31 protein-coding genes are annotated in these 24,468 nt (G+C 48.8%); all 31 read right to left on the reverse strand.

Annotation, left to right across the window (positions count from 1 at the left end):
* Positions 1-3: 3 nt before the first annotated feature.
* Positions 4-510, reverse strand: coding sequence for a 30S ribosomal protein S5 (gene rpsE / locus VXJ35_RS18670; RefSeq protein WP_054759269.1), 507 nt, complete (start codon positions 508-510; stop codon positions 4-6).
* 9 nt (positions 511-519) lie between these two features.
* Entirely contained in the window at positions 520-873 is a 354-nt protein-coding gene (gene rplR, locus VXJ35_RS18675; protein WP_064022725.1) for a 50S ribosomal protein L18, read from the reverse strand.
* Between the two features lie 9 nt (positions 874-882).
* Positions 883-1,416: a 50S ribosomal protein L6 gene (gene rplF, locus VXJ35_RS18680; RefSeq protein ID WP_064023594.1), complete on the reverse strand. Its 534-nt coding sequence runs from the start codon at positions 1,414-1,416 to the stop codon at positions 883-885.
* A 19-nt stretch (positions 1,417-1,435) separates the two neighbouring features.
* Complete coding sequence (rpsH, locus tag VXJ35_RS18685; RefSeq protein ID WP_054759265.1) at positions 1,436-1,831, reverse strand: 30S ribosomal protein S8; 396 nt, start codon at positions 1,829-1,831, stop codon at positions 1,436-1,438.
* Positions 1,832-1,865: 34 nt separating this feature from the next.
* Complete coding sequence (gene rpsN / locus VXJ35_RS18690; protein ID WP_082880998.1) at positions 1,866-2,171, reverse strand: 30S ribosomal protein S14; 306 nt, start codon at positions 2,169-2,171, stop codon at positions 1,866-1,868.
* A gap of 10 nt (positions 2,172-2,181) precedes the next feature.
* On the reverse strand, positions 2,182-2,721 hold the full coding sequence (gene rplE / locus VXJ35_RS18695) for a 50S ribosomal protein L5 (protein ID WP_054759263.1): 540 nt from the start codon (positions 2,719-2,721) through the stop codon (positions 2,182-2,184).
* 10 nt (positions 2,722-2,731) lie between these two features.
* Entirely contained in the window at positions 2,732-3,049 is a 318-nt protein-coding gene (gene rplX, locus VXJ35_RS18700; RefSeq protein ID WP_064022726.1) for a 50S ribosomal protein L24, read from the reverse strand.
* A 13-nt stretch (positions 3,050-3,062) separates the two neighbouring features.
* Positions 3,063-3,431: a 50S ribosomal protein L14 gene (rplN, locus tag VXJ35_RS18705; RefSeq protein WP_054759259.1), complete on the reverse strand. Its 369-nt coding sequence runs from the start codon at positions 3,429-3,431 to the stop codon at positions 3,063-3,065.
* Positions 3,432-3,457: 26 nt separating this feature from the next.
* Positions 3,458-3,721: a 30S ribosomal protein S17 gene (rpsQ, locus tag VXJ35_RS18710; protein ID WP_064022727.1), complete on the reverse strand. Its 264-nt coding sequence runs from the start codon at positions 3,719-3,721 to the stop codon at positions 3,458-3,460.
* Complete coding sequence (gene rpmC / locus VXJ35_RS18715; RefSeq protein WP_064022728.1) at positions 3,718-3,915, reverse strand: 50S ribosomal protein L29; 198 nt, start codon at positions 3,913-3,915, stop codon at positions 3,718-3,720. Before rpmC ends, rpsQ begins: the two co-directional genes overlap by 4 nt.
* The gene (gene rplP / locus VXJ35_RS18720) at positions 3,915-4,328 is read right to left on the reverse strand and encodes a 50S ribosomal protein L16 (RefSeq protein ID WP_026602118.1); all 414 of its coding nucleotides are present in this window, start codon (positions 4,326-4,328) and stop codon (positions 3,915-3,917) included. Before rplP ends, rpmC begins: the two co-directional genes overlap by 1 nt.
* Before the next feature lie 20 nt (positions 4,329-4,348).
* The gene (rpsC, locus tag VXJ35_RS18725) at positions 4,349-5,020 is read right to left on the reverse strand and encodes a 30S ribosomal protein S3 (RefSeq protein ID WP_054759257.1); all 672 of its coding nucleotides are present in this window, start codon (positions 5,018-5,020) and stop codon (positions 4,349-4,351) included.
* 9 nt (positions 5,021-5,029) lie between these two features.
* On the reverse strand, positions 5,030-5,362 hold the full coding sequence (gene rplV, locus VXJ35_RS18730; RefSeq protein ID WP_054759341.1) for a 50S ribosomal protein L22: 333 nt from the start codon (positions 5,360-5,362) through the stop codon (positions 5,030-5,032).
* Between the two features lie 9 nt (positions 5,363-5,371).
* Positions 5,372-5,644, reverse strand: coding sequence for a 30S ribosomal protein S19 (rpsS, locus tag VXJ35_RS18735; protein ID WP_064042135.1), 273 nt, complete (start codon positions 5,642-5,644; stop codon positions 5,372-5,374).
* A 12-nt stretch (positions 5,645-5,656) separates the two neighbouring features.
* On the reverse strand, positions 5,657-6,484 hold the full coding sequence (rplB, locus tag VXJ35_RS18740; RefSeq protein ID WP_054759255.1) for a 50S ribosomal protein L2: 828 nt from the start codon (positions 6,482-6,484) through the stop codon (positions 5,657-5,659).
* A gap of 31 nt (positions 6,485-6,515) precedes the next feature.
* Positions 6,516-6,815 (reverse strand): 50S ribosomal protein L23, encoded by a 300-nt coding sequence (rplW, locus tag VXJ35_RS18745; RefSeq protein WP_064022729.1) that lies wholly within the window; start codon positions 6,813-6,815, stop codon positions 6,516-6,518.
* A complete protein-coding gene (gene rplD / locus VXJ35_RS18750; RefSeq protein ID WP_064022730.1) occupies positions 6,812-7,432 on the reverse strand; it encodes a 50S ribosomal protein L4 in 621 nt (206 codons plus the stop codon). Before rplD ends, rplW begins: the two co-directional genes overlap by 4 nt.
* Before the next feature lie 3 nt (positions 7,433-7,435).
* On the reverse strand, positions 7,436-8,086 hold the full coding sequence (gene rplC / locus VXJ35_RS18755) for a 50S ribosomal protein L3 (RefSeq protein WP_064022731.1): 651 nt from the start codon (positions 8,084-8,086) through the stop codon (positions 7,436-7,438).
* 30 nt (positions 8,087-8,116) lie between these two features.
* On the reverse strand, positions 8,117-8,428 hold the full coding sequence (gene rpsJ, locus VXJ35_RS18760; protein WP_020484801.1) for a 30S ribosomal protein S10: 312 nt from the start codon (positions 8,426-8,428) through the stop codon (positions 8,117-8,119).
* A gap of 6 nt (positions 8,429-8,434) precedes the next feature.
* Positions 8,435-9,625, reverse strand: coding sequence for an elongation factor Tu (gene tuf / locus VXJ35_RS18765; RefSeq protein ID WP_064022732.1), 1,191 nt, complete (start codon positions 9,623-9,625; stop codon positions 8,435-8,437).
* A 26-nt stretch (positions 9,626-9,651) separates the two neighbouring features.
* Positions 9,652-11,745 (reverse strand): elongation factor G, encoded by a 2,094-nt coding sequence (fusA, locus tag VXJ35_RS18770; protein WP_064022733.1) that lies wholly within the window; start codon positions 11,743-11,745, stop codon positions 9,652-9,654.
* Positions 11,746-11,764: 19 nt separating this feature from the next.
* Entirely contained in the window at positions 11,765-12,235 is a 471-nt protein-coding gene (rpsG, locus tag VXJ35_RS18775; RefSeq protein ID WP_054763028.1) for a 30S ribosomal protein S7, read from the reverse strand.
* Positions 12,236-12,248: 13 nt separating this feature from the next.
* Positions 12,249-12,623 carry a 30S ribosomal protein S12 gene (gene rpsL / locus VXJ35_RS18780; protein WP_013820393.1) on the reverse strand — a complete coding sequence of 125 codons (375 nt, stop codon included), beginning with the start codon at positions 12,621-12,623 and terminating at the stop codon, positions 12,249-12,251.
* A gap of 133 nt (positions 12,624-12,756) precedes the next feature.
* On the reverse strand, positions 12,757-16,968 hold the full coding sequence (gene rpoC, locus VXJ35_RS18785; protein WP_310750062.1) for a DNA-directed RNA polymerase subunit beta': 4,212 nt from the start codon (positions 16,966-16,968) through the stop codon (positions 12,757-12,759).
* A 59-nt stretch (positions 16,969-17,027) separates the two neighbouring features.
* Positions 17,028-21,104 carry a DNA-directed RNA polymerase subunit beta gene (gene rpoB / locus VXJ35_RS18790; protein ID WP_064022734.1) on the reverse strand — a complete coding sequence of 1,359 codons (4,077 nt, stop codon included), beginning with the start codon at positions 21,102-21,104 and terminating at the stop codon, positions 17,028-17,030.
* A 126-nt stretch (positions 21,105-21,230) separates the two neighbouring features.
* Positions 21,231-21,602 (reverse strand): 50S ribosomal protein L7/L12, encoded by a 372-nt coding sequence (rplL, locus tag VXJ35_RS18795; RefSeq protein WP_064022735.1) that lies wholly within the window; start codon positions 21,600-21,602, stop codon positions 21,231-21,233.
* Between the two features lie 47 nt (positions 21,603-21,649).
* Complete coding sequence (gene rplJ / locus VXJ35_RS18800) at positions 21,650-22,144, reverse strand: 50S ribosomal protein L10 (protein ID WP_064022736.1); 495 nt, start codon at positions 22,142-22,144, stop codon at positions 21,650-21,652.
* Positions 22,145-22,326: 182 nt separating this feature from the next.
* Positions 22,327-23,022 carry a 50S ribosomal protein L1 gene (gene rplA / locus VXJ35_RS18805; protein WP_064022737.1) on the reverse strand — a complete coding sequence of 232 codons (696 nt, stop codon included), beginning with the start codon at positions 23,020-23,022 and terminating at the stop codon, positions 22,327-22,329.
* Complete coding sequence (gene rplK / locus VXJ35_RS18810; RefSeq protein ID WP_064022738.1) at positions 23,022-23,453, reverse strand: 50S ribosomal protein L11; 432 nt, start codon at positions 23,451-23,453, stop codon at positions 23,022-23,024. The genes rplA and rplK overlap by 1 nt, the downstream gene beginning before the upstream one ends.
* 97 nt (positions 23,454-23,550) lie before the next feature.
* Positions 23,551-24,084 carry a transcription termination/antitermination protein NusG gene (gene nusG / locus VXJ35_RS18815; RefSeq protein WP_064022739.1) on the reverse strand — a complete coding sequence of 178 codons (534 nt, stop codon included), beginning with the start codon at positions 24,082-24,084 and terminating at the stop codon, positions 23,551-23,553.
* Complete coding sequence (gene secE, locus VXJ35_RS18820) at positions 24,084-24,464, reverse strand: preprotein translocase subunit SecE (RefSeq protein ID WP_064022740.1); 381 nt, start codon at positions 24,462-24,464, stop codon at positions 24,084-24,086. The genes nusG and secE overlap by 1 nt, the downstream gene beginning before the upstream one ends.
* Between the last annotated feature and the right edge of the window lie 4 nt (positions 24,465-24,468).

Raw genomic sequence — 24,468 nt, forward strand, 5'->3', positions numbered from 1 at the left:
TTCTTATCCTGTAATTTGTTCTACAGTCAAACCGCGCTTAGCCGCAATTCTCTTGGCGTCTTGCATCGCAGTTAGGCCATTGATAGTTGCTCTAACAACGTTAATAGGGTTACTGGTTCCGATACATTTGGCTAATACATTATGAACACCGACTACTTCAAAAACCGCCCTCATAGCACCGCCAGCGATGATACCAGTACCATCAGATGCAGGCTGCATATACACTTTGGCGGCACCAGTATTCGACATTATCGAGTATTGCAAGGTCCCATCCTTGAGAGCAACCTTTCTCATATTTTTACGCGCTTGCTCTAAAGACTTCTGTATAGCGACAGGAACTTCTCTCGCTTTTGACACGCCGTAACCGACGCGCCCGTCGCCATCGCCTACTACTGTAAGCGCGGCAAAACCAAATACCCTACCGCCTTTCACAACTTTCGCCACGCGACGAACGGATACTAATTTCTCTTGCAGCCCGTCAGCGCTACCTTGAGATGGTGCTGTTGCCATATTTTTCCCCTAAAACTTCAATCCGGCTTCGCGAGCAGCATCTGCCAATGCTTTCACGCGACCGTGATATTTAAAACCTGACCGATCAAACGCGACTTGTTGGACACCTGCTGCTATCGCTCTTTCCGCAATAAGCTTACCTACCTCAGTAGCTGCATCGACGTTACTGGTATTCTTTACTTTAGCCTTTATATCGGCAAGCACAGTCGAAGCGGAAGCCACTGTTAGCTTACCGTCCGCACTTAGCACTTGGGCATAAATGTGTTGGGACGTACGATGTATGGTCAACCGATTGACATTCAACTTTTTGATCTTGCAGCGCAGCTTGAGTGCTCGCTTCAGCCTGGAAGATTTCTTATCCATTTATGCTACCTATTTTTTCTTGGCTTCTTTTCGAGCCACGTATTCATCAGCGAGCCTGACACCTTTGCCTTTGTAAGGCTCTGGCGGCCGAAACGCTCGAATTTCTGAAGCCACCTGACCCAATTTCTGCTTGTCGCTACTCTTAACCAAAAGCTCTGTTTGTGAAGGCGCCTCTACAGTGACACCCTCGGGAACCGTATATTCGACTGGATTGGAATACCCTAAAGACAAAGTCAATTGATTCTCTTTGACTTGTGCTCTGTAACCGACGCCAACTAACAGCATCTTTTTTACAAAGCCTTCAGACACACCCTTGACCATGTTGTTGATCGATGCTCGAGCGGTTCCGGCATGAGCTTTTGCACCTTTTACCGAATCATCCCATTTAACGCTGATTACATTATCTGAGACTTCCAGATCAACTGACGGAGACAACTGGAAAGAAAGCTCACCAAGCTTTCCTTTGACGACCGTTTGTTTGCCTACTACTTTGATATCTACGCCCGCCGGTAAGACAATCGGCGCGTTAGCTACTCGTGACATGATATATCCTTGAACTTTCTTAGCAAACGGTACAAATAACTTCGCCGCCGTGCCCAATTGCCCGAGCCGCGCGATCCGTCATTACGCCGTTTGAAGTTGATACGATTGCGATACCGAGGCCGCCGAGCACCTTAGGCAACTCATCCTTTGACTTATATATCCTCAAACCTGGCCGACTAACCCGCTTAACACTCTCGATAACCGGCACGCCGTTGTAGTACTTAAGCTCGATAGTCATCTCAGTGTGACTACCTGTTATTTCGGTCTTGTAATCGCTGATGTAACCTTCTTCTTTCAGAACTTTCGCAATCGCGAGCTTTAATTTAGAAGAAGGCATTTTCACATTCTTTTTACCCGCAGACTGACCATTTCTGATTCTGGTCAACATGTCTGCTATCGGATCTGTCATACTCATTTTTTATTCCCCAACAACCTGAACGTAACGATGGTTACCAGCTAGCTTTCGACAATCCGGGCACATCGCCTCGCATTGTCGCTTCTCTTAGCTTATTTCTGCTCAAACCAAATTTTCTGTAGTATCCGTGCGGCCGCCCGGTGAGCTTACAACGATTACGTAATCTGGATTTGCTGGAGTCTCTGGGTAATTTCTGCAACTGAATCTGCGCGGCCTCCTTTTCTTCAAAAGAAGCACCCGGCGAACGAATGACTTCTTTCAGCGCATTTCTTTTACTTTCGTATTTTTTGATTAAACCTGCACGTTTGGTTTCGCGTGCAATCATAGATTTTTTTGCCATCTGGACACCCTTAGTTTTTAAATGGAAAATTGAACAGCTTCAACAACGCCAAACCTTCTTCATCGGTTTTCGCTGTCGTAGTAATACAAATATCCATCCCACGAAGAGCGTCTATTTTGTCGTAATCGATTTCCGGAAATATAATTTGCTCCTTGATTCCGACGGAATAGTTTCCCCTTCCGTCAAAACTCTTGGAACTCATCCCCCTGAAATCGCGAATTCGAGGTATTGAAATAGTGATGAGCCTATCCAAAAACTCATACATTCTATCGCTTCGTAACGTTACCTTGCAGCCAATAGGCATGTCGTCACGAATCTTAAAACCAGCTATAGATTTACGAGCTAACGTGATAACTGCTTTTTGTCCCGATATTTTTTCCATATCGGAAACCGCTGACTGGAGAACTTTCTTGTCGGCGACCGCACCACCGACACCCATGTTAAGCGTGATTTTTGTCAGCTTTGGCACTTGCATTACGGTCTTATAGCCGAACTGATTTATCAGAGCCGGAACTATTTCTTCTTTATATTTCTTTTCTAATCTGGACATAGCTTATTCCTCAATCTCCGATAGCGTCTTTGGTAGATTTAAAAAATCTAACTTTCTTACCATCAGCTTCAAGCCTGAAACCCACTCGATCGGCCTTCTTGGTTTTCGGGTTGAATATAGCTATGTTTGAAACGTGAATAGGCATGTTTTTATCAACAATCCCACCGGAAATACCAAGATTAGGATTGCCTCTTTGGTGTTTTTTTACCAAATTAACACCTTCCACCAAAACTCGGTCGTTCTCCAGTACTTTTGAAATCCGCCCTAGCTTGCCTTTTTCCTTTCCTACACAAACGATAACTTCGTCGCCTTGCTTAATTTTTTGCATACTCGGTACTCCGCTATAGTACTTCTGGGGCTAATGAGATGATTTTCATAAACTTATCACCTCTCAGCTCTCGTGTAACTGGCCCAAAAATACGCGTACCGATTGGTTGAAGCTGGTTATTTAAAATGACCGCCGCATTTCCGTCGAAGCGGATAACAGAGCCGTCGGCCCTACGAACACCCCTTTTTGTTCTCACTACCAAAGCGTTGTAGACGTCACCCTTTTTAACACGAGTACGAGGCATTGCGTCTTTTACACTTACTTTGATAATGTCGCCTATGCCGGCATAACGGCGGTGCGATCCCCCAAGAACTTTGATACACATGACCTTTTTTGCGCCACTGTTGTCGGCGACGTCAAGGCTAGTTTGCATCTGAATCATTTTAAATTCCCAACTAAAAATATAAATTACTTGTTAGAAGTCTCTATAACTTCCAGCAACTTGAATGATTTGTTTTTTGAAATTGGCCTGCATGAGGCAATTGCGACAATATCACCTTCCTGACATACATTATTCTCGTCGTGAACCAGCAACTTAGTTGAGCGTTTAATGTATTTGCCGTACACAGGATGCTTGACCAGCCTTTCCACTAATACGGAAGCGGTTTTGTCCATTTTGTTACTGACCACTCGGCCTGTAACTTTACGCACACTTTCTATATTTTCACTCATGACCAAGCCCTTGCCAATTCACTCAAGATAGTATTAATACGGGCTATGTCTTTTCTGACCGCCTTTACTTGACTAGGCTTAGCAAGTTGGCCTGTGCCCTTCTGCATCCGAAGATTAAATTGCTCACGAGACAATTCCAACAAAGTTTGGCTTAATTCATCCTTACTTTTACTTCTCAATTCTATTGCTTTCATTACATTATCGTCCGAGCAGAAAACGTTGTTTTTACTGGCAGCTTGGCGGCCGCGAGCTCAAACGCCTCTCTTGCCAACTCTTCGGATACACCTTCTATCTCGAACAGCATGGTTCCAGGCTTAATTTGAGCAACCCAGTATTCTACACTACCTTTGCCTTTACCCATACGAACTTCTAAAGGCTTTTTAGTGATTGGCTTGTCAGGAAAAATACGGATCCAAATTTTTCCGCCCCGTTTGACATGCCGACTAATAGCTCGACGGGCCGCCTCAATTTGTCGGGCGGTCATTCTACCACGACTTATCGATTTCAAACCGTACTCTCCGAAGCTAACAGACGACCCTCGCAACGCGGTTCCGTTGTTTCGCCCAGTGTGTTGTTTGCGGAACTTGGTTCTTTTTGGTTGAAGCATTTTATCTATTCCCCTTCAACTTATTTTTTTGATTCGGCATTGAGCGAAGCGGTATGCGCATCCATATCGAAAACCTCGCCTTTGAATATCCAAACTTTGATACCGATGATACCGTAAGTAGTTTTTGCCTCAGCCGTACCGTAATCTATATCTGCACGCAAGGTGTGAAGCGGCACGCGACCTTCACGGTACCATTCGGTCCGAGCAATCTCAGCACCGTTCAAACGTCCGGCCACTGTGATCTTGATTCCTTCGGCACCCAGCCTCATTGTATTAGTTACAGCCCGCTTCATAGCGCGACGATACATAATGCGTTTCTCTAGTTGCTGAGCGATGCTCTCGGCAACCAAGTAGGCATCCAACTCTGGCTTCCGGATTTCTTCCACATTTAACTGGACAGGAACACCCATCATTGCCGAAATATTCTGGCGCAATATATCTATGTCCTCGCCTTTTTTGCCGATAACAATACCCGGACGAGCCGTATGAACAGTGATATTTGCGTTATTGGCCGGACGATTGATCTGGACACGACTCACCGAGGCGTGCGCTAATTTCTGCTTAATATATTCCCGAACTTTCAAATCTTGCAGCAGAAGCACAGGGTAATTCTGGCTATTTGCATACCATCTCGAAGTCCAATCTTTAACGATCCCGAGACGAATCCCAGTGGGATGAACCTTTTGTCCCATCTTATACCTCTATTTCTCTGCTACTTTGATTGTTATATGGCAAGTTCTTTTCAAAATATGATTCGCACGCCCCTTTGCTCGAGCTGAGATCCGCTTCATAGTACGGCCCTCGTTAACGAAAACGGTGGACACCCTCAATTCGTCGACGTCTGCATTTTCGTTGTGCTCAGCGTTGGCGATAGCTGACTCAAGTACTTTCTTAAAAATCGCAGCAGCTTTTTTAGAGCTGAAATTCAAGACATTCAAAGCGTTTTCAACAGGCAACCCTCTAATCTGGTCACCCACCAACCGGGCTTTTTGCGCCGACAACGGAGCATTACTCAATTTTGCCGATACTTCCACATTCACTCCTTATCTCGATTTTTTGTCAGCGATATGGCCTTTATAAGTTCTCGTCGGCGAGAACTCACCCAATTTATGACCGACCATATTCTCAGAAATCAATACCGGTACGTGTTGCTTGCCATTATGAACCGCAATAGTCAAGCCCAGCATATCGGGACTGATCATCGACCGTCTAGACCAGGTTTTAATCGGTTTCCTATTATTTGTTCTCACCGCTTCTTCAACTTTCTTCAGCAAGTGATGATCAATAAATGGACCTTTTTTAATTGAACGTGGCACGTCAGATACCTCTTATTTTTGCTTACGGCGTCTGACAATCATGTTGTCAGTACGTTTATTTTTTCTGGTTTTATAACCCTTAGTAGGAGTACCCCAGGGAGACACAGGATGTCGACCGCCGGATGTTCTACCTTCACCACCACCGTGCGGATGGTCTACCGGGTTCATAGCAACACCTCGCACAGTAGGCCTGACGCCACGCCATCTCTTGGCACCAGCCTTGCCCAACGAAACCAAGTTATGCTCTGAGTTTGAAACCTCGCCGACGACACCCTTGCAGTCAGAAGGCACTTTTCTCATTTCGCCGGACCGCAATCTCACAGTAACGTATGCGCCATCTTTAGCAACCAACTGCACCGATGTACCGGCACTTCTTGCTATTTGCGCACCTTTACCAGGTTTTAGCTCTACGCAATGCAAAGTCGTACCTAATGGCATATTACGCAGAGGCATGCAGTTACCTACCTTGACAGGTGTGGTTTCGGAACTCAATATCTCTTGCCCGATTTCGATGCCTTTGGGTGCAATTATGTATCGACGCTCCCCATCCCTAAACAAAACCAACGCGATATTCGCAGTTCTGTTTGGATCGTACTCTATGCGCTCGACGATTGCTGGAATGTCTGTTTTATCGCGCTTAAAATCGATGATTCGATAAAACTTCTTGTGGCCGCCGCCGATGTGGCGCGTTGTAATCCGACCCAAATTATTGCGACCACCGGTATTGCTCTTTTTTTCTAGTAGTTGTGCAAATGGCTTACCCTTATGCAAATCATTATTTTGTACACGCACTACAAACCGAGAACCTGGAGATGTCGGCTTTGATTTTAGAATAGCCATGCTCTTCTACCGCTCCTATTTGCCTTAAAAGTTATGCTGTTGCAAGTTCGATGTTATGGCCCGACTGCAATTTCACATATGCTTTTTTCCAGTCTGAGCGTTTACCCAATGCGCGTCCGAATCGCTTAATCTTTCCCTTAACATTTAGCACGCGAACCGACTCCACTTTCACGCCGAACATCAACTCAACCGCTTTTTTGATTTGCAGCTTAGTTGCTGTTTTTTGTACTTTAAATACGAATTGGTTATTTTGATCCGCAGTGTTAGAACTCTTTTCAGAAATTATCGGTGCGTACAAAATATTAGCTAATTTTACCTTCTGATCGCTCATGCCAAACGCTCCTCGATTTGCTTCAGTGCAGTAGCGGTCGCTATCACCTGATCTGCCGCCACCAACGACACCGGATCAACGCTTGTCGGGGTAACCACAGCGACGTACGGCAAATTTCTTGCAGCCAAAATTAAATTCTCATTCAAGTCATCCGCAACAACCAACAACCGCTTAGCCTCTATGCCTTTGATCTTTGCCAAGAACTCTTTCGTTTTTGGACTCTCAGGAATGATGTCGTTGCATACAGCAATTCGGCCTTGTCTCAATAATTCGGAGAATATTGAGCGGATCCCCGCCTTATACATTTTTTTGTTCAGCTTCTGATCGAATGATCTTGGCTGCGCAGCGAAAGTCACACCACCAGTACGCCAGATCGGGCTTCTTGTTGTACCAGCGCGAGCGCGGCCAGTGCCTTTCTGCCTAAATGGCTTCAATCCACCACCACTTACCGCGGACCGGTTCTTATGTGCCTTCGTGCCCGCCCTTGCAGCTGACAAATATTTGGTTACAAGCTGATGGATTAACGTTTCGTTAAATGCTTGGCCGAATACGGCTTCTGACACTTCAAGTGCCTGTGACGAACCGCCGCCGTTGATTGCAGGTATTTGTAATGCCATAAATTAACCTTTATTAATCATTTTTACCGCCGGGGTGATAACTACATCACCACCTTTCGCGCCCGGCACGGCACCTCTGACGAGGATTAAATTCCGCTCGATGTCGATAGCATGAATCTTAAGATTCTGCACGGTGGTCTTAGCCGCCCCCATATGCCCGCACATCTTTTTGCCTTTAAATACCCGGCCCGGTGTTTGGTTCATACCGCTTGAACCCGGAACCCTGTGAGAACGAGAGTTACCGTGCGTTGCGTCCTGAGTTCTAAAGTTGTGTCGTTTAACCGTACCGGCGAATCCTTTACCGATAGAAGTACCAGCAACATCGACAATTTGGCCAGCCGAAAACAGATTAACGTTGAGCTCTGAGCCAGGCGCTAACTCGACACCCTCGTCTTCGCCTAACCTAAATTCCCACAACCCTCTACCTGCAGTGACGTTGGCAGAAGCATAGTGGCCCGCCATCGCTTTATTGACCTTAGAAGACTTTACGTCACCGGCGGCCACTTGGATTGCGCGATAACCGTCATTTTCCAAGTTCTTTACTTGTATGACCCGGTTAGAGTCGACATGAAGCACGGTTACCGGTACCGAAGAACCATCTTCGCAAAATATTCTGGTCATACCACATTTACGACCAATAAGACCTATTGACATCTGCCAATCCCTCTAATCTATAACTTCTCGTTATTTCAGCTTAATTTGAACATCAACCCCAGCCGCCAGATCAAGCTTCATCAAGGCGTCAACGGTCTTATCGGTAGGTTCGACAATGTCCAACAACCGTTTATAAGTTCTCAATTCGTATTGGTCGCGTGCGTCTTTGTTGACGTGAGGCGAGATCAATACGGTAAAGCGCTCTTTTCTAGTAGGCAAAGGAATCGGGCCTTTAACTTGAGCCCCGGTTCGCTTTGCTGTCTCTACTATCTCTCCTGCCGACTGATCGATCAGTTTGTGATCGAAGGCTTTCAATTGGATTCTGATAGTTTGGTTTGCCATATTTAATTACTCGACAATAGAAGCCACAACACCCGCACCTACGGTACGACCACCTTCGCGGATCGCGAAGCGCAAGCCGTCTTCCATCGCGATCGGTGAAATCAATTTAACGGTGACGGAGATGTTGTCGCCCGGCATTACCATTTCTACGCCTTCAGGCAGCTCAACCGCACCGGTTACGTCGGTCGTTCTGAAGTAGAACTGAGGACGGTAGCCGTTGAAGAATGGGGTGTGACGACCACCCTCTTCTTTCGACAATACGTAAATTTCCGCTTTGAAATGGGAGTGCGGCTTGATGCTGTTTACGTGCGCCAATACTTGACCCCGCTCAACATCGTCACGTTTAGTACCACGCAACAGGATACCGACGTTGTCACCGGCTTGACCTTGGTCCAGCAATTTGCGGAACATTTCGACACCGGTGCAGGTGGTTTTTTGGGTATCGCGAATACCGACGATTTCGACCTCTTCACCAACCTTAATGATGCCGCGCTCAACACGTCCGGTTACCACGGTACCGCGACCGGAAATGGAGAATACGTCTTCGATCGGCATCAGGAATTTGCCGTCGACCGCACGCTGCGGCTCTGGGATGTAACTGTCCAGCGCCTCAACCAGTTTAACAACCGATTGGACACCGATTTCGCTTTGCTCGCCTTCCAGTGCCTTCAACGCTGAACCAACAATGATTGGGGTGTCGTCGCCCGGGAATTCGTACTGATTCAACAATTCACGGATTTCCATCTCAACCAGTTCGATCAACTCAGCATCGTCAACCATATCGGCTTTGTTCAGGAACACGACGATGTAAGGTACACCTACTTGGCGAGACAACAGGATGTGCTCACGAGTTTGCGGCATCGGGCCGTCTGCAGCGGAGCAAACCAGAATAGCGCCGTCCATTTGAGCCGCACCGGTAATCATGTTTTTGACGTAGTCGGCGTGACCCGGGCAGTCAACGTGAGCGTAATGGCGGTTGGCTGACTCGTATTCAACGTGCGAAGTTGAAATGGTGATGCCGCGAGCGCGCTCTTCGGGTGCGTTGTCGATTTGATCGAATGCTTTTGCTTCGCCGCCTTGCAGTTCAGCCATCACTTTGGTCAAAGCCGCTGTCAGCGTGGTTTTGCCGTGGTCAACGTGGCCAATCGTTCCTACGTTTACGTGCGGTTTCTTTCTTTCAAATTTTTCTTTAGCCATGATTCAATACCTGATATTTAAAAAACTTAAGATACTTTTCTAATAATCGCTTCCGCAATATTTGCAGGTGCTTCGTTATATTTTTCAAACTGCATATTATAAGTAGCTCGGCCCTGAGTGGCCGAACGAAGATCGGTAGCGTAACCGAACATCTCCGCTAGCGGGACCTCACACTGAACTACCTTGCCCGCGGGCACATCATCCACTCCGTGAATCAGCCCCCTACGCCGATTTATGTCACCAACCACATCCCCCATATATTCTTCGGGAGTAACGACCTCAACCTTCATAATCGGCTCCAGCAATACCGGACACGCAGCCTTTGCTCCATCCCTAAAGCTCATAGATCCTGCTATTTTGAAAGCCATTTCATTCGAATCGACATCATGATATGAACCATCGAATAAACTAACCTTTACATCAACAACCGGAAAGCCGGCTAATACACCGTTTTCCATTTGCTCTTGAACCCCTTTATCGATAGCCGGTATGTATTCCTTAGGAACAACTCCTCCAACTATTTCATTGACAAACTCGTAACCGGAACCAAGCTCCTTTGGTTCGATGCGCAACCAGACATGACCATATTGCCCTTTGCCGCCAGTCTGCCTAATAAATTTACCTTCGCTTTCTACGGCTTTCGTTACCGTCTCCCGGTAAGCAACTTGTGGCGCGCCCACATTGGCCGCGACACCAAATTCTCTTTTCATCCGGTCCACAATGATTTCCAGATGCAACTCACCCATCCCGGATATGATCGTTTGCCCGGACTCAGGATCGGAGTTCACGCGAAAGGAGGGATCTTCTTGCGCCAACTTTGATAGCGCATTGCCTAGCTTGTCTTGATCTGCTTTCGTCTTGGGCTCGACCGCTACCGAAATAACCGGCTCAGGGAACTCCATTTTTTCCAACAACACTGGAGAACCCATCTCGCAGAACGTGTCTCCAGTTGTAACTTCTTTCAGCCCAACTAGCGCAGCAATATCCCCAGCCCTAACTTCACTTATTTCTACGCGGCTATTTGCATGCATTTGCACAATCCGGCCTATGCGCTCGCGTTTATTTTTGGTCGCGTTCAGCGCAGTATCGCCGGACTTAAGCACACCCGAATAAACCCGAAAGAACGTTAGCGTACCTACAAACGGGTCAGCTGCGATCTTAAATGCCAAGGCCGAAAATGGCTCATCATCCTTGGCATACCTAAAAATTTTTTCTCCGGCATCATTCAAACCAGAAACAGAACCGATATCGACTGGAGAAGGAAGATAGTCGATTACGGCATCCAATAAACATTGGACCCCTTTATTTTTAAAAGCCGAACCACAGAAGGCAGGAACCAATTCATTAGCCAACACCCGCGCCCTTATTCCCGCCTTTATCTCCGATTCTGCGAGCTCTCCTTGCTCCAAGTATTTCTCCATCAATGCGTCCGAGCCTTCCGCCGCCGCCTCCAGCATGTGTTCACGCCATTTGACACACTCGCCCAGCAACTCTTCGGGAATTTCTGACTCTACGAACTCCAAGCCCATATCAGCTTCGGACCAATAAATGGCTTTCATTTTCAGAAGATCAGCGACACCTTTGAACGCGTCTTCCGAACCGATCGGCAATTGCATCGGAACCACCGAAGCACCCAAACGGCTTTTTATCTGACTAACTACCCTTAGAAAGTCCGCCCCAACACGATCCATCTTATTGACGAACACCACACGAGGCACCGCGTATTTATTTGCTTGCCGCCACACAGTTTCAGATTGCGGCTCAACCCCTCCAACCGCACAAAACACCGCACAAGCACCATCGAGAACCCTGAGAGACCGCTCCACCTCGATAGTAAAATCTACATGGCCAGGGGTATCAATAATATTGATCCTATGCTGCTCGTTAGCGCGATCCATCCCTGACCAAAAGCAGGTTGTGGCAGCAGATGTGATGGTAATTCCGCGCTCCTGCTCTTGCTCCATCCAATCCATGGTTGCCGCACCGTCATGAACCTCACCAATCTTATGAGAGACGCCGGTGTAGTAAAGTATTCTTTCAGTTGTTGTTGTCTTCCCTGCATCGATATGAGCCATGATGCCTATATTACGATAGCGCTCTATAGGCGTCTTTCGAGACACAACAACAACCTACGCAGGATTACCAGCGGTAATGCGCAAACGCTTTGTTGGCTTCAGCCATTCTGTGCGTATCTTCGCGTTTTTTCGCGGCCGCACCACGCCCCTCAGAAGCATCCAAAAGCTCGCCCGCCAATTTCGCAGCCATCGTTCTTTCATTTCTTTTGCGCGCCGCATCTATTAGCCACCGCATCGACAAAGCCAACCTCCGAGCGGGACGCACCTCGACAGGAACCTGGTAAGTAGCACCACCCACCCTTCTGGACTTCACTTCCACTCTGGGCTGCACATTTTCCAGAGCCTTAGAAACCAACTCCAAAGATTCCTTATGACCCTTGCCTTCGATTACATCCAACGCACCATACACAATCTTTTCGGCAACGGACTTTTTACCATCCACCATAATCATATTCATGAACTTCGAAAGCATATCACTTCCAAAGCGCGGATCTGGATTGATTATTCTTTTTGCAGCAACTCTTCTTCTTGACATTTGTTACTAACCCTTATTTTTTCGGCCTTTTGGCGCCATATTTCGAGCGACCGCACTTTCTATCCTTAACTCCGGAAGTATCAAGGCTGCCCCTTACCACGTGGTAACGCACACCCGGCAAATCCTTTACCCTGCCACCACGAATCAGAACCACGGAGTGCTCCTGCAGATTATGCCCCTCACCCCCGATATAACTACTCACCTCTGCGCCGTTAGTCAGACGCACCCTGGCAACTTTCCGCAACGCAGAATTAGGCTTCTTTGGCGTCGTGGTGTACACCCGAGTGCAAACACCTCTTCTTTGCGGGCACGCTTCCAATGCGGGTACATTGGTTTTCTCTATTTTCTTAGCGCGAGGCTTACGGACCAACTGATTGATCGTGGCCATTCTTAACTACTCCGAATATGCAATGTTAATAAGTAATATCTTTCCGAAACGACATTACTCTGCTCAAACCGCTAGGCCGATTCGAGCAGAGCATGATACCGTTACCAAGTAACTAGGTCAAGCTTTTTTGTGGCTATTCAACGTTTAGCGCCTGCTTCAAAGCTTCTTCCACATCAACTGCTTCCATCGACTGACTTGATGCATCTGAAGTTGAAGCAAACTCGTTAGATCGTCTTTTCCGGCGCTGTTCGTGATAGGCCAATCCTGTTCCGGCTGGAATCAAACGACCTACGATCACGTTCTCTTTGAGGCCGTTCAGACTATCGCTGATGCCGCGCACTGCCGCGTCTGTCAAAACACGAGTGGTTTCTTGGAAAGACGCCGCCGAAATAAACGACTCGGTAGCGAGAGATGCTTTGGTGATACCCAATAACAACGAATCGTAACTCGCCGGGATTTTCCCTTCTCTTTCGACTTGGTCGTTCACAGCATTAATCAAGGTACGTTCGACCTGCTCGCCTTTGACAAAATCAGTATCGCCCGACGCAGTGATCTCCACTTTTCTCAGCATTTGGCGGATGATCGCTTCGATATGCTTATCGTTGATTTTTACGCCTTGCAAGCGATAGACGTCTTGAATCTCTTTGACCAAGTAATCAGCCAATTCCTCGATACCGCGCAAGCGCAGGATATCGTGCGGCGTCAACTCGCCCTCGGCGATGGTTTCGCCCTTATCGACGAATTCGCCTTCGAACACGGTGATGTGACGCCATTTGGGGATCAGCGTTTCGTATTGCTCCCCCTCGGAATCCGTGATGATCACACGCTGCTTACCTTTGGTTTCCTTGCCGAAAGACACCATACCGGTCGCTTCCGCCAAAATTGCCGGGTCCTTGGTTTTACGCGCCTCGAACAAATCGGCAACCCGCGGCAGACCACCGGTAATATCACGAGTTTTACTGGATTCTTGCGGAATTCTCGCCAATACGTCGCCGACTTTAACCTCGCCGCCGTCTTTAACCCCAACGATAGCGCCGGCCGGCAGAAAGTATTGCGCGGGTATGTCGGTACCCGGCAAATTGATCTGGCCACCTTGTTCATCGATCAGCCGTACCATCGGCCGTAGCTCTTTACCCGCCGAGGTTCTTTGCTTAGGATCGGTTACCACCCGTGAAGTCAAACCGGTCACCTCATCCGACTGCTCCTGCACGGTAATACCGTCCATAAAATCGATCAACTGAATGAAACCGTCCACCTCTGTAATAACCGGGTGGGTGTGCGGGTCCCAGTTAACAATGATATCGCCAGCGCTGACCGGCGTACCGTCGGCAACCGACAATACTGCACCGTACGGGATCTTGTAGCGTTCACGCTCGCGCCCGTAATCGTCCATGACTCCAACTTCGCCGGATCTGGATACGGCCACCAAGTTGTTTTCCCGGTTTTTCACCGTCTTCATGTTATTCAGTTTTGCCGTACCGCTCGATTTAACCTGCACGTTACTGACCGCAGCCGACCGTGATGCCGCACCACCGATGTGGAAGGTACGCATGGTCAACTGGGTTCCGGGTTCGCCGATCGATTGGGCGGCAACCACGCCGATAGCCTCGCCAATATTAACTAAATGGCCACGACCCAAATCGCGACCGTAGCACTTGGCGCATACGCCATGGCGAGATTCACAAGTGATGACCGAACGCACTAGCATCTTATCGATACCGTTCTCTTCCAGCACTATGACCAAGTTTTCGTCGATCATAGTACCGGCCGGTATTAACACGTTATTGCCGGCAGGTTCAGTGACGTCGATCGCCGCTACCCTTCCAAGCACACGGTCGACCAGCGGCTCGACAACATCTCCGCCTTCGATAATCGGCATCATGGTCAAACCGTTTTGGGTACCGCAATCGAACTCGGCGATAACCAAATCCTGTGCGACATCAACTAAGCGCCGAGTCAGATAACCGGAGTTCGCAGTTTTCAACGCGGTATCGGCAAGACCTTTACGGGCACCGTGTGTGGAAATAAAGTATTGCAATACGTCCAGACCTTCACGGAAGTTCGCCGTAATCGGCGTTTCGATGATAGAACCGTCCGGCTTAGCCATCAAACCACGCATCCCAGCCAACTGCCGGATTTGAGCCGCGGAGCCCCGCGCTCCAGACTCGGCCATCATAAAAATGGAGTTGAACGATTTTTGTTTGACGGTCTGGCCGGCTTTGTTAACAACCTCGTCTTCCCCCAAGCCTTCCATCATGACTTTCGCCACTTGGTCGTTGGCGCGAGACCAGATATCGACAACTTTGTTGTAACGTTCGCCGTCGGTAACCAAACCGGATGCGTACTGGTTCTGGATCTCGCTAACTTCGGCGTCCGCAGCCCGAATAATGTCGGCCTTTTTCAGCGGAATTTCCATGTCTTCGATACCGAACGATACGCCGGCTCGAGTCGCGTATTTAAAGCCCAAATACATGATCTTGTCGGCAAGAATAACGGTCTCTTTGATACCCAGGTAGCGATAGCTGTAGTTGATCAAACGCGAGATATTTTTCTTGGTCATATCGACGTTGACCAACTCGTACGGCATGCCATCCGGCGCAATACCCCAAATAATGGCGCGGCCAACAGTGGTTTGTTTCCGGCTGACTATCGTCTCGAACTCGCCCTGTGCGTTTTTCAACTTCTCGGTAATGCGAACCTGAATCTTGGTCTGCAATTCGACGGCTTTGCTATCCAAAGCAAGCATAACTTCCGACACATCGGAGAAGACGCTACCTTCGCCAACCGCGTTAATTTTCTCGCGGCTAATGTAATAGAGTCCCAAAACCACGTCCTGCGAAGGATTGATCACCGGCTCGCCGTTTGCAGGCGATAGAATGTTATTGGTCGCCATCATCAAAGTACGGGCTTCCAACTGCGCTTCCACAGACAATGGAATATGAACCGCCATCTGGTCGCCGTCGAAGTCGGCATTGAAAGCACTACAAACCAAGGGATGCAACTGGATGGCCTTACCTTCGATCAAGGTCGGCTCAAACGCTTGAATACCCAAGCGATGCAACGTCGGCGCACGGTTCAACAGCACAGGGTGCTCGCGGATTACTTCTTCGAGGATGTCCCAAACTTCAGCGCCTTCGCGCTCTACCATTTTTTTGGCCGCTTTGATGGTTGTCGCCAAACCGCGCAGTTGCAATTTGCTGAAAATAAATGGTTTGAACAGCTCCAAAGCCATTTTTTTCGGTAATCCGCACTGGTGCAAACGCAAGGTCGGACCCACCACGATTACGGAACGGCCGGAGTAATCCACCCTTTTCCCTAGCAGGTTTTGACGGAAACGGCCTTGTTTACCCTTGATCATGTCTGCCAGGGATTTCAAAGGCCGGCGGTTACTCCCGGTAATGGCCCGGCCGCGACGGCCGTTGTCCAATAAGGCATCTACCGCTTCCTGCAACATCCGCTTTTCGTTACGCACGATAATGTCCGGCGCGTTCAAATCCAACAACCGCGTTAAACGGTTATTGCGGTTGATCACGCGGCGGTATAAATCGTTCAAATCGGACGTCGCGAAACGACCACCATCCAACGGCACCAACGGACGTAATTCCGGCGGCAATACCGGCAGCACAGTCATGATCATCCATTCCGGACGATTATTCGATGCCAACAAGGAATCGATCACCTTCAAGCGTTTGGAAAATTTCTTGATTTTGGTGTCGGAATTGGTCGAATTGATCTCTTCGCGCAACTTGTTGATTTCGTCTTTCAAATCGATCGACTTCAACAAATCGTAAATGGCCTCCGCCCCCATTTTCGCGACGAAATCGTCGCCGTGCTCTTCGACCGCGTTCAAATATTCTTCGTCGGTCAATAACTGGCCTTTCTCCAGCGGCGACATGCCGGGATCGACCACGACAAATGTTTCGAAATAGAGCACGCGCTCGATCGAGCGCAAAGTCATATCCAGCAACAGCGCGATCCGCGACGGCAAAGACTTCAAGAACCAAATATGCGCCACCGGGCTGGCCAAATCGATATGGCCCATACGCTCGCGCCGGACTTTGGACAGGGTCACTTCGACGCCGCATTTTTCACAGATTACGCCCCGGTGTTTCAAACGCTTGTATTTACCGCATAAGCACTCGTAATCGCTAATCGGACCGAAAATTTTTGCGCAGAACAAACCGTCCCGCTCGGGCTTGAAGGTCCGGTAATTGATCGTCTCAGGTTTTTTTACCTCACCGTAAGACCATGAGCGAATCATGTCCGGAGAAGCCAAACCAATGCGTATAGTGTCAAAATCGTCTGTACGGCCTTGACGCTTTAAGAAATTCATTAAATCTTTCAAGAGCTTACCCTCTTCAAAATGTTACCGATACCGTCCGAAATCTAGTCGCGTGAGGCCGACTACTCTTGTTCCATCTCGATATTGACCGCCAAGGAACGTATCTCTTTGACTAATACGTTAAACGATTCCGGCATACCGGCTTCCATGGAATGGTTGCCGTCGACAATGTTTTTGTACATTCGGGTCCGGCCTGTGACGTCGTCCGACTTGACCGTCAACATTTCCTGCAATGTGTAGGCCGCGCCGTAGGCTTCCAGAGCCCAGACCTCCATCTCACCGAAGCGCTGACCACCGAATTGCGCTTTACCGCCCAACGGTTGTTGCGTGACCAGACTATATGGACCTGTGGAACGCGCATGCATTTTGTCATCGACCAAGTGGTTCAATTTCAGCATGTACATATAACCCACGGTAACTTCCCGTTCGAACGGTTCGCCAGTCAATCCGTCGTAAAGCACGGTTTGACCATGCTCAGGCAAATCGGCCAAACGCAGCATGGTACGAATATCTTCTTCTGAAGCGCCGTCGAATACCGGAGTCGCCATCGGCACACCGCTGACCAAATTGAGCGCCAACTCCAAAATCTCTTTATCGCTGAACAGGCTCAGATCTTCTTTTTTACCGCTGCAGTTGTAGATTTTTTCCAGGAAACCGCGAATTTCGGCGACCTTGGCTTGCGCTTCCAACATTTTTCCAATCTTGATACCCAAGCCTTTTGCCGCCCAGCCCAAGTGGGTTTCCAGCACCTGGCCCACGTTCATCCGCGACGGTACGCCGAGCGGATTGAGCAGAATGTCGACCGGATTACCGTCCGCGGTATAAGGCATGTCTTCGATCGGCACGATCTGTGAGATAACACCCTTGTTACCGTGGCGACCTGCCATCTTATCGCCCGGCTGGATACGTTTTTTCACGGCCAAATAGACCTTGACCATTTTCAGCACGCCTGGCGCCAGGTCGTCGCCCATCGTGATTTTTTTCTTTTTCTGCTCGAAACGCTCGTCAAATTCTTTGCGTTGCTGCTCGACTTGTTCGGCAACGGTTTCCAACTGAAGGTTGGCATCCTCGTCCAAGGTTCTGATTTTCAACAACTCGGAATGGGTCAATTGATCCAGATAATCGGCGCTGATTTCTTCGCCTTTTTTAAGACCATTCGGCCCTTTTTCGGCTTTCTTGCCGGTCAGCAAGGTTTTGACCCGCGCAAAAATGTCGTGTTCGACAATTTTCAACTGATCGTCCAAATCTTTGCGATAACGCTTGATTTCGGCTTCCTCAATCTCCAGCGCTCGTTTGTCTTTCTTAACGCCATCGCGAGTGAAGACTTGCACGTCGATCACAGTACCGCGGACGTTGCCGGGCACCCGCAAAGAAGTATCTTTCACGTCGGCAGCTTTTTCGCCGAAAATCGCCCGTAACAGTTTTTCTTCCGGCGTCAGTTGAGTTTCGCCTTTCGGAGTCACCTTACCGACCAGAATGTCGCCACCTTTGACTTCGGCACCGACATACACAATACCCGACTCGTCCAACTTGGAAAGCGCTTCCTCGCTGACGTTTGGAATATCGGCAGTGATTTCTTCCGGACTATGTTTGGTCTCCCGCGCGACACAGGTTTTTTCTTCGATGTGAATCGTCGTAAAACGATCTTCTTTCACGACCCGCTCTGACACCAGGATCGAGTCTTCGAAGTTGTAACCGTTCCAAGGCATGAAAGCGATCAGCATGTTCTGACCCAGCGCCAACTCGCCTAAGTCGGTAGACGGTCCATCGGCCAAAATATCGCCTTTATTGACGATGTCACCCAGCTTGACCAAAGGTTTTTGGTTGATACAGGTATTTTGGTTGGAGCGGGTATATTTGATCAGATTGTAAATATCCACACCCGGTACGCCGGCAACGGTTTCGTCATCGTTGGCGCGAACCACGATACGGCCCGCGTCGACGGCTTCGACCCTACCGCCGCGGGTAGCAACTACCGTTACCCCGGAGTCTTTAGCGACAACCCGCTCCATACCGGTACCGACCAACGGTTTCTCCGCACGCAAAGTCGGAACCGCTTGGCGTTGCATGTTTGAACCCATCAAGGCGCGGTTGGCGTCGTCGTGCTCCAAGAATGGAATAATGGAAGCCGCTACCGAAACAATCTGCTTGGAAGACACGTCCATATATTGCACGGTGTCCGACGACGCCAGGGTAAATTCGTCCTTATAACGGCACGACACCAAGCCTTCGACCAGCTTACCGTTTTCGTCGACAGCCACGCTGGACTGAGCGATGACGTATTCGCCTTCTTCAATAGCAGAAATGTAATCGACTTGGTCGGTTACTTTGCCATCGACCACTTTTCTGTATGGCGTCTCCAGGAAACCGTATTCGTTGGTTCTGGCATATACCGACAACGAGTTAATCAAACCGATATTCGGCCCCTCTGGCGTCTCGATCGGGCACACCCGGCCGTAGTGCGTGGTGTGAACGTCGCGAACCTCGAATCCTGCACGCTCTCTGGCCAAGCCGCCTGGACCCAACGCGGAAACCCGGCGTTTATGTGTGACCTGCGACAGCGGATTGTTTTGGTCCATGAACTGCGACAACTGGCTGGAGCCGAAAAACTCCTTCACCGCAGCTGACACCGGTTTGGCGTTGATAATTTCCTGCGGCATATAGCCTTCCGAATCGGCCAGGGTCAAACGCTCTCTGACCGCACGCTCAACCCGCACCAAACCGATACGGAATTGGTTTTCGATCATTTCACCGACTGAGCGGACGCGGCGATTTCCCAAGTGGTCGATATCGTCCACGGTGCCGTTACCGTTTCTGATTTTGATCAATTCTTTCAGGACATCGATAATGTCTTCTTTGCTGAGCGTTCCCGGACCGTCGGTTTCTTCTCTGCCCAACCTGCGATTAAACTTCATGCGTCCAACGGCAGACAGGTCGTAACGTTCGTCGGTAAAAAACAGGTTCTCGAACAAGTTTTCGGCCGACTCCACGGTGGGCGGCTCGCCCGGACGCATCATCCGGTAAATTTCGACCAGGGCTTCCAGCCGGTTGGTCGTCGTGTCCAAGCGCATGGAGTTGGAAATGTACGGACCGCGGTCGAGATCGTTCACGTACAACGTGTTGATTTCGGACACACCGGCGTCGATCAGTTTTTGCAACAGGTTATCGGTAATCTCGTCGTTGACGTTGGCCAATAACTCTCCGGTCGATTTATCGATAACGTTGTGGCCAAGAATTTTGCCGCACAAATAGTCGCGCGGCACTTCAATTTCGGTGACACCGGCTTTTTCCAACTGGCGGACATGCTTCGCGGTGATTCTGCGGCCCTCTTCAATCACAACCTTGCCGTCGTGTTTGATATCGAATACCGCCATCTCGCCGCGCAAACGTTCCGGGATCACATGGAACATCAATTTGTCGGCATTCAAAGAGAACTTGTTGGTGTCGAAGAAAATCTTGACCATCTCTTCGTTTTCGTATCCCAGCGCTCTCAGCAGAATCGTGGCCGGAATTTTCCGGCGTCTGTCGATACGTACGTAAACGGCGTCTTTATGGTCGAATTCGAAATCCAACCAAGAGCCGCGGTACGGAATCACCCGGGCATTGAACAGCAATTTTCCCGAAGAATGGGTTTTACCTTTATCGTGGTCGAAGAATACGCCGGGCGATCTGTGCAATTGCGAAACGATGACACGCTCGGTACCGTTGATCACGAATGTACCGTTGTCGGTCATCAACGGCAGTTCGCCCATGTAAACTTCCTGCTCACGGATATCCTTGACAACTTTAGTATTAGCCGGCGCATCTTTGTCGTAAATCACCAGGCGCACCAACACTCGCAGCGGCGCCGAAAACGTCGCGCCGCGTTGCTGGCATTCTCTCACGTCGAAAGCGGGCTCTCCCAAGCGATACTTAACGTATTCCAATACGGCGTAACCAGAGTGGCTAACCACCGGAAATACGCTGGAGAATGCTGCGTGCAATCCTTGGTTGCGCCGTTTATCGGGCTCCACACCGGATTGCAGGAAATTCGCATAGGAATCTATTTGTGTCGCTAATAGATATGGGACGTCGAGTACCTCTGTACCTTTCCCAAAATTATTACGGATACGCTTTTTTTCGGTAAAAGAATAGGCCATATTGCTTCTATACCTTCGTCGTCAGAGAATATTTGTACTGCTTTTTACAAGCAGTAAAAGGCCGACGGCAAGATGCCGTCAGCCCGGTTTGGTAGGCTTACGCCAGATATGTAGCAGTCAAGATACTTATTTGATTTCGGCGGTTGCGCCAGCTTCTTCAAGTTCTTTTTTGGCCGCTTCGGCTTCAGCTTTGCTGACGCCTTCTTTCAATGTGGTTGGAGCGCCTTCTACAGCGTCTTTTGCTTCTTTCAGACCCAAGCCGGTCAAACCGCGAACCGCTTTAATGACAGCAACTTTATTGTCGCCGAAGCCTGTCAAAATTACATCGAACTCGGTTTGTTCTTCAACAACTGCAGCAGCGGCAGCTGGAGCGGCAACAGCGACCGCAGCAGCCGCAGAAACGCCAAATTTTTCTTCCATCGCAGAAATCAGGTCAACGATTTCCATCACAGTCATATTCGCAACTGCTTCAAGGATGTCTTCTTTTGAAATTGCCATTTTTTATTCCTCTAAATATTTAAAGTTGTATATCGTAGGTCGCGAATTTATGCCGCTTCTTTCTCGTCTCTGATAGCCGCCAACGTACGAGCCAATTTCTCGACAGGGCCTTTCATGACCGACATCAGCATGCTGATACCTTGATCGCGAGTCGGCAATCTCGCCAGACGTTCCAATTCCGATCCGCCGAAAGCTTGACCGCCAATTGCCACAACTTTGGCGATTAACTTGTTGTTTTCTTTCGCGAAATCGCTTACCAAGCGCGCAGCAGAACCAGGATCCTCCATCGAAAAAGCTAAGATCAGAGGTCCAACCAACCCATCTTGCATGCATTCGAATTCGGTTCCGGCGACGGCACGTTTTGCGAGCGTATTTTTTACAACGCGCAAATAAACACCTGTTTCTCTCGCAGTTTTCCTGAGCTTGGTAAGTTCAGTAACGGTCAATCCACGATATTCTGCGGCAACCGCAGAAAGGGCTTTGGCGGCGAATTCAGCAACTTCCTCTACGACAACTTTTTTGCCATCTAAATTGAGTGCCACATCTATCTCCGGTGTGTTTCTGAATTTTCATCAGAATCAATAAAACGCATCTTTGCGATGCCCCTTACGGGTATCTTTCACCTTTTGGTTCCAGCTCCCGTCTGCGTAGGATAATTAAGCCTGAGCCCCTACGGTCTTTGACGGTTGCCGGCTTAGTCCGGCAACCCAAAGTTTTTTGAAAATTAAATATCGATGCTTGTTTGATCGATCCACAGGCCTGGACCCATGGTAGAAGACAGCGAGATTTTTTTCAGATAAATACCTTTGGCAGCAGTCGGCTTGGCTTTTTTCAAGTCGCCAATGAGAAACTCAAGGTTTTGTTTGAGCGCATTTTCGTCAAACGAAACTTTACCGATCGAGCAATGGATAATACCTGCCTTGTCAGTACGGTATCTGACTTGACCGGATTTGGCATTTTTCACTGCGGTTGCAACATCGGGGGTAACTGTACCGACTTTTGGGTTAGGCATCAGACCTCTTGGACCTAAAATCTGGCCCAATTGACCTACAACACGCATCGCGTCGGGAGAGGCGATAACAACATCGAAATTCATTTCGCCACGTTTGACCTGCTCGGCAAGATCGTCCATGCCAACGACATCGGCACCGGCCTCACGCGCGGCATCGGCGTTAGGCCCCTGCGTGAACACGGCTACTCTAACGGTTTTCCCGGTGCCATTAGGCAAAACAGACGCTCCGCGTACGTTTTGGTCGGATTTACGCGGATCAACGCCGAGGTTGACACTGACGTCTACAGATTCGTCGAATTTACTATTAGCAAATTCTTTCAACAAACTGACCGCTTCGCTGACAGAATATTGTTTGCTGCGCACAACCTTTTCTTTGATGGCTTTTGCTTTTTTCGAAATTTTAGCCATTACACGCCCTCCACGTTCAAGCCCATGCTGCGAGCGCTTCCCGCAATAATTCTGATGGCAGCTTCCATATCGGCTGCATTCAAATCTTCCATTTTGGTTTTGGCAATTTCTTCCAACTGGGCTCTGGTTACGGTACCGACTTTATTGGAGTTTGGCTTAGCGCTGCCACTTTTTATTCCGACCGCTTTTTTCAACAATATCGAAGCAGGTGGAGTTTTGGTAATGAATGTGAAGCTTTTATCGCTGTAAACGGTGATCACGACGGGGAGAGGCAGCCCTTTTTCCACGTCCTGGGTTCTGGCGTTAAACGCTTTACAGAACTCCATGATGTTAACGCCACGTTGACCTAAAGCAGGACCTACCGGCGGACTCGGATTCGCCTCCCCCGCTTTGACCTGTAACTTGATATACGAATCAATTTTTTTTGCCATTTTATACTCCCAACGGGTTATAACGCTTTATAAGCTCCCCAAGAAACAAAAATCCCGGCCACGCGAATGGCAGGGATTTCTAAAAACCTACATTTGGTTAAATTTTTTCGACTTGGCCAAACTCAAGCTCGACTGGCGTTGAACGACCAAAGATCAGCACAGATACTCTCAGGCGGCTTTTCTCGTAATTTACTTCTTCGATATTGCCATTAAAGTCTTTAAACGGACCGTCTATAATTCTGACAACCTCACCTACTTCAAACAGAACCTTAGGCCTTGGCTTGTTGACGCCCTCTTCGACGCGACTCAATATCGCCATCGCCTCTTTTTCTGAAATCGGTGAAGGCCTATCTGAGGCGCCGCCAATAAACCCCAACACTCTAGGCACATTACGGACCAAATGCCAGGTTTCGTCATTCAACTCCATCTGGACCAGCACATAACCAGGAAAAAACTTTCGCTCACTTTTCCGTTGCTGACCCATCCTCATTTCAACAACTTCTTCTGTTGGAACAAGGATTTTACCGAAGTATTCTTGCAAACCTTCTCGCTTGATTCGCTCTTCAAGAGCCTGCTTTACTTTATTCTCAAAGTTCGAATATGCATGCACAACATACCAGCGAAGCGCCATTACTTAACTCCCTGGCCCATCAATAGCTGGACACCCCAAAACAGGAACATATCGAGCAACCAGAGTATCAAGCCGACGATAAAAACCATCAAAAAAACCATCAGCGTGGTGCGCACAGCCTCATCTTTTGTCGGCCAAACAATCCGCTTGAACTCTTGCTTAGACTCCAGAATGAAGCCCCACAAACCGCGACCTTTTGCTGTAGCAAAACAAAGACCGGCAGATGCAGCCAAAACCGCCAACAGCGACAGAACCCTGTATAGAAGCGGAATATCGGAGAAATAATAAAACGCTACAACGCCCGCAACAGCAACCACCAAGGACAAAGACAGCTTAACAATATCACCTACAGAGGTGACTTCTTCCGCGTGTGCGTTCATTTAT

The organism is Methylomonas sp. DH-1 (assembly GCF_046097555.1).
GTDB lineage: Bacteria > Pseudomonadota > Gammaproteobacteria > Methylococcales > Methylomonadaceae > Methylomonas > Methylomonas koyamae.

Bases quoted from the DNA above. Each gene is read 5' to 3' on its own strand.
- rpoB (WP_064022734.1), bottom strand. From the start codon at position 21,104: ATGGCCTATTCTTTTACCGAAAAAAAGCGTATCCGTAATAATTTTGGG.
- secE (WP_064022740.1), bottom strand. From the start codon at position 24,464: ATGAACGCACACGCGGAAGAAGTCACCTCTGTAGGTGATATTGTTAAG.
- rplW (WP_064022729.1), bottom strand. From the start codon at position 6,815: ATGAGCGATCAGAAGGTAAAATTAGCTAATATTTTGTACGCACCGATA.
- rpsJ (WP_020484801.1), bottom strand. From the start codon at position 8,428: ATGGCAAACCAAACTATCAGAATCCAATTGAAAGCCTTCGATCACAAA.
- rplC (WP_064022731.1), bottom strand. From the start codon at position 8,086: ATGTCAATAGGTCTTATTGGTCGTAAATGTGGTATGACCAGAATATTT.
- rplL (WP_064022735.1), bottom strand. From the start codon at position 21,602: ATGGCAATTTCAAAAGAAGACATCCTTGAAGCAGTTGCGAATATGACT.
- rpsE (WP_054759269.1), bottom strand. From the start codon at position 510: ATGGCAACAGCACCATCTCAAGGTAGCGCTGACGGGCTGCAAGAGAAA.
- rpsG (WP_054763028.1), bottom strand. From the start codon at position 12,235: ATGTCAAGAAGAAGAGTTGCTGCAAAAAGAATAATCAATCCAGATCCG.
- rpsL (WP_013820393.1), bottom strand. From the start codon at position 12,623: ATGGCCACGATCAATCAGTTGGTCCGTAAGCCTCGCGCTAAGAAAATA.
- rplF (WP_064023594.1), bottom strand. From the start codon at position 1,416: ATGTCACGAGTAGCTAACGCGCCGATTGTCTTACCGGCGGGCGTAGAT.
- rplX (WP_064022726.1), bottom strand. From the start codon at position 3,049: ATGCAAAAAATTAAGCAAGGCGACGAAGTTATCGTTTGTGTAGGAAAG.
- rplD (WP_064022730.1), bottom strand. From the start codon at position 7,432: ATGGCATTACAAATACCTGCAATCAACGGCGGCGGTTCGTCACAGGCA.
- rpsH (WP_054759265.1), bottom strand. From the start codon at position 1,831: ATGAGTATGACAGATCCGATAGCAGACATGTTGACCAGAATCAGAAAT.
- rplR (WP_064022725.1), bottom strand. From the start codon at position 873: ATGGATAAGAAATCTTCCAGGCTGAAGCGAGCACTCAAGCTGCGCTGC.
- rplN (WP_054759259.1), bottom strand. From the start codon at position 3,431: ATGATTCAGATGCAAACTAGCCTTGACGTCGCCGACAACAGTGGCGCA.
- rpmC (WP_064022728.1), bottom strand. From the start codon at position 3,915: ATGAAAGCAATAGAATTGAGAAGTAAAAGTAAGGATGAATTAAGCCAA.
- rpsN (WP_082880998.1), bottom strand. From the start codon at position 2,171: ATGGCAAAAAAATCTATGATTGCACGCGAAACCAAACGTGCAGGTTTA.
- rplB (WP_054759255.1), bottom strand. From the start codon at position 6,484: ATGGCTATTCTAAAATCAAAGCCGACATCTCCAGGTTCTCGGTTTGTA.
- rplA (WP_064022737.1), bottom strand. From the start codon at position 23,022: ATGGCTAAAATTTCGAAAAAAGCAAAAGCCATCAAAGAAAAGGTTGTG.
- rplK (WP_064022738.1), bottom strand. From the start codon at position 23,453: ATGGCAAAAAAAATTGATTCGTATATCAAGTTACAGGTCAAAGCGGGG.
- nusG (WP_064022739.1), bottom strand. From the start codon at position 24,084: ATGGCGCTTCGCTGGTATGTTGTGCATGCATATTCGAACTTTGAGAAT.
- rpsC (WP_054759257.1), bottom strand. From the start codon at position 5,020: ATGGGACAAAAGGTTCATCCCACTGGGATTCGTCTCGGGATCGTTAAA.
- rpsQ (WP_064022727.1), bottom strand. From the start codon at position 3,721: ATGAGTGAAAATATAGAAAGTGTGCGTAAAGTTACAGGCCGAGTGGTC.
- tuf (WP_064022732.1), bottom strand. From the start codon at position 9,625: ATGGCTAAAGAAAAATTTGAAAGAAAGAAACCGCACGTAAACGTAGGA.
- rplE (WP_054759263.1), bottom strand. From the start codon at position 2,721: ATGTCCAGATTAGAAAAGAAATATAAAGAAGAAATAGTTCCGGCTCTG.
- rplP (WP_026602118.1), bottom strand. From the start codon at position 4,328: ATGCTTCAACCAAAAAGAACCAAGTTCCGCAAACAACACACTGGGCGA.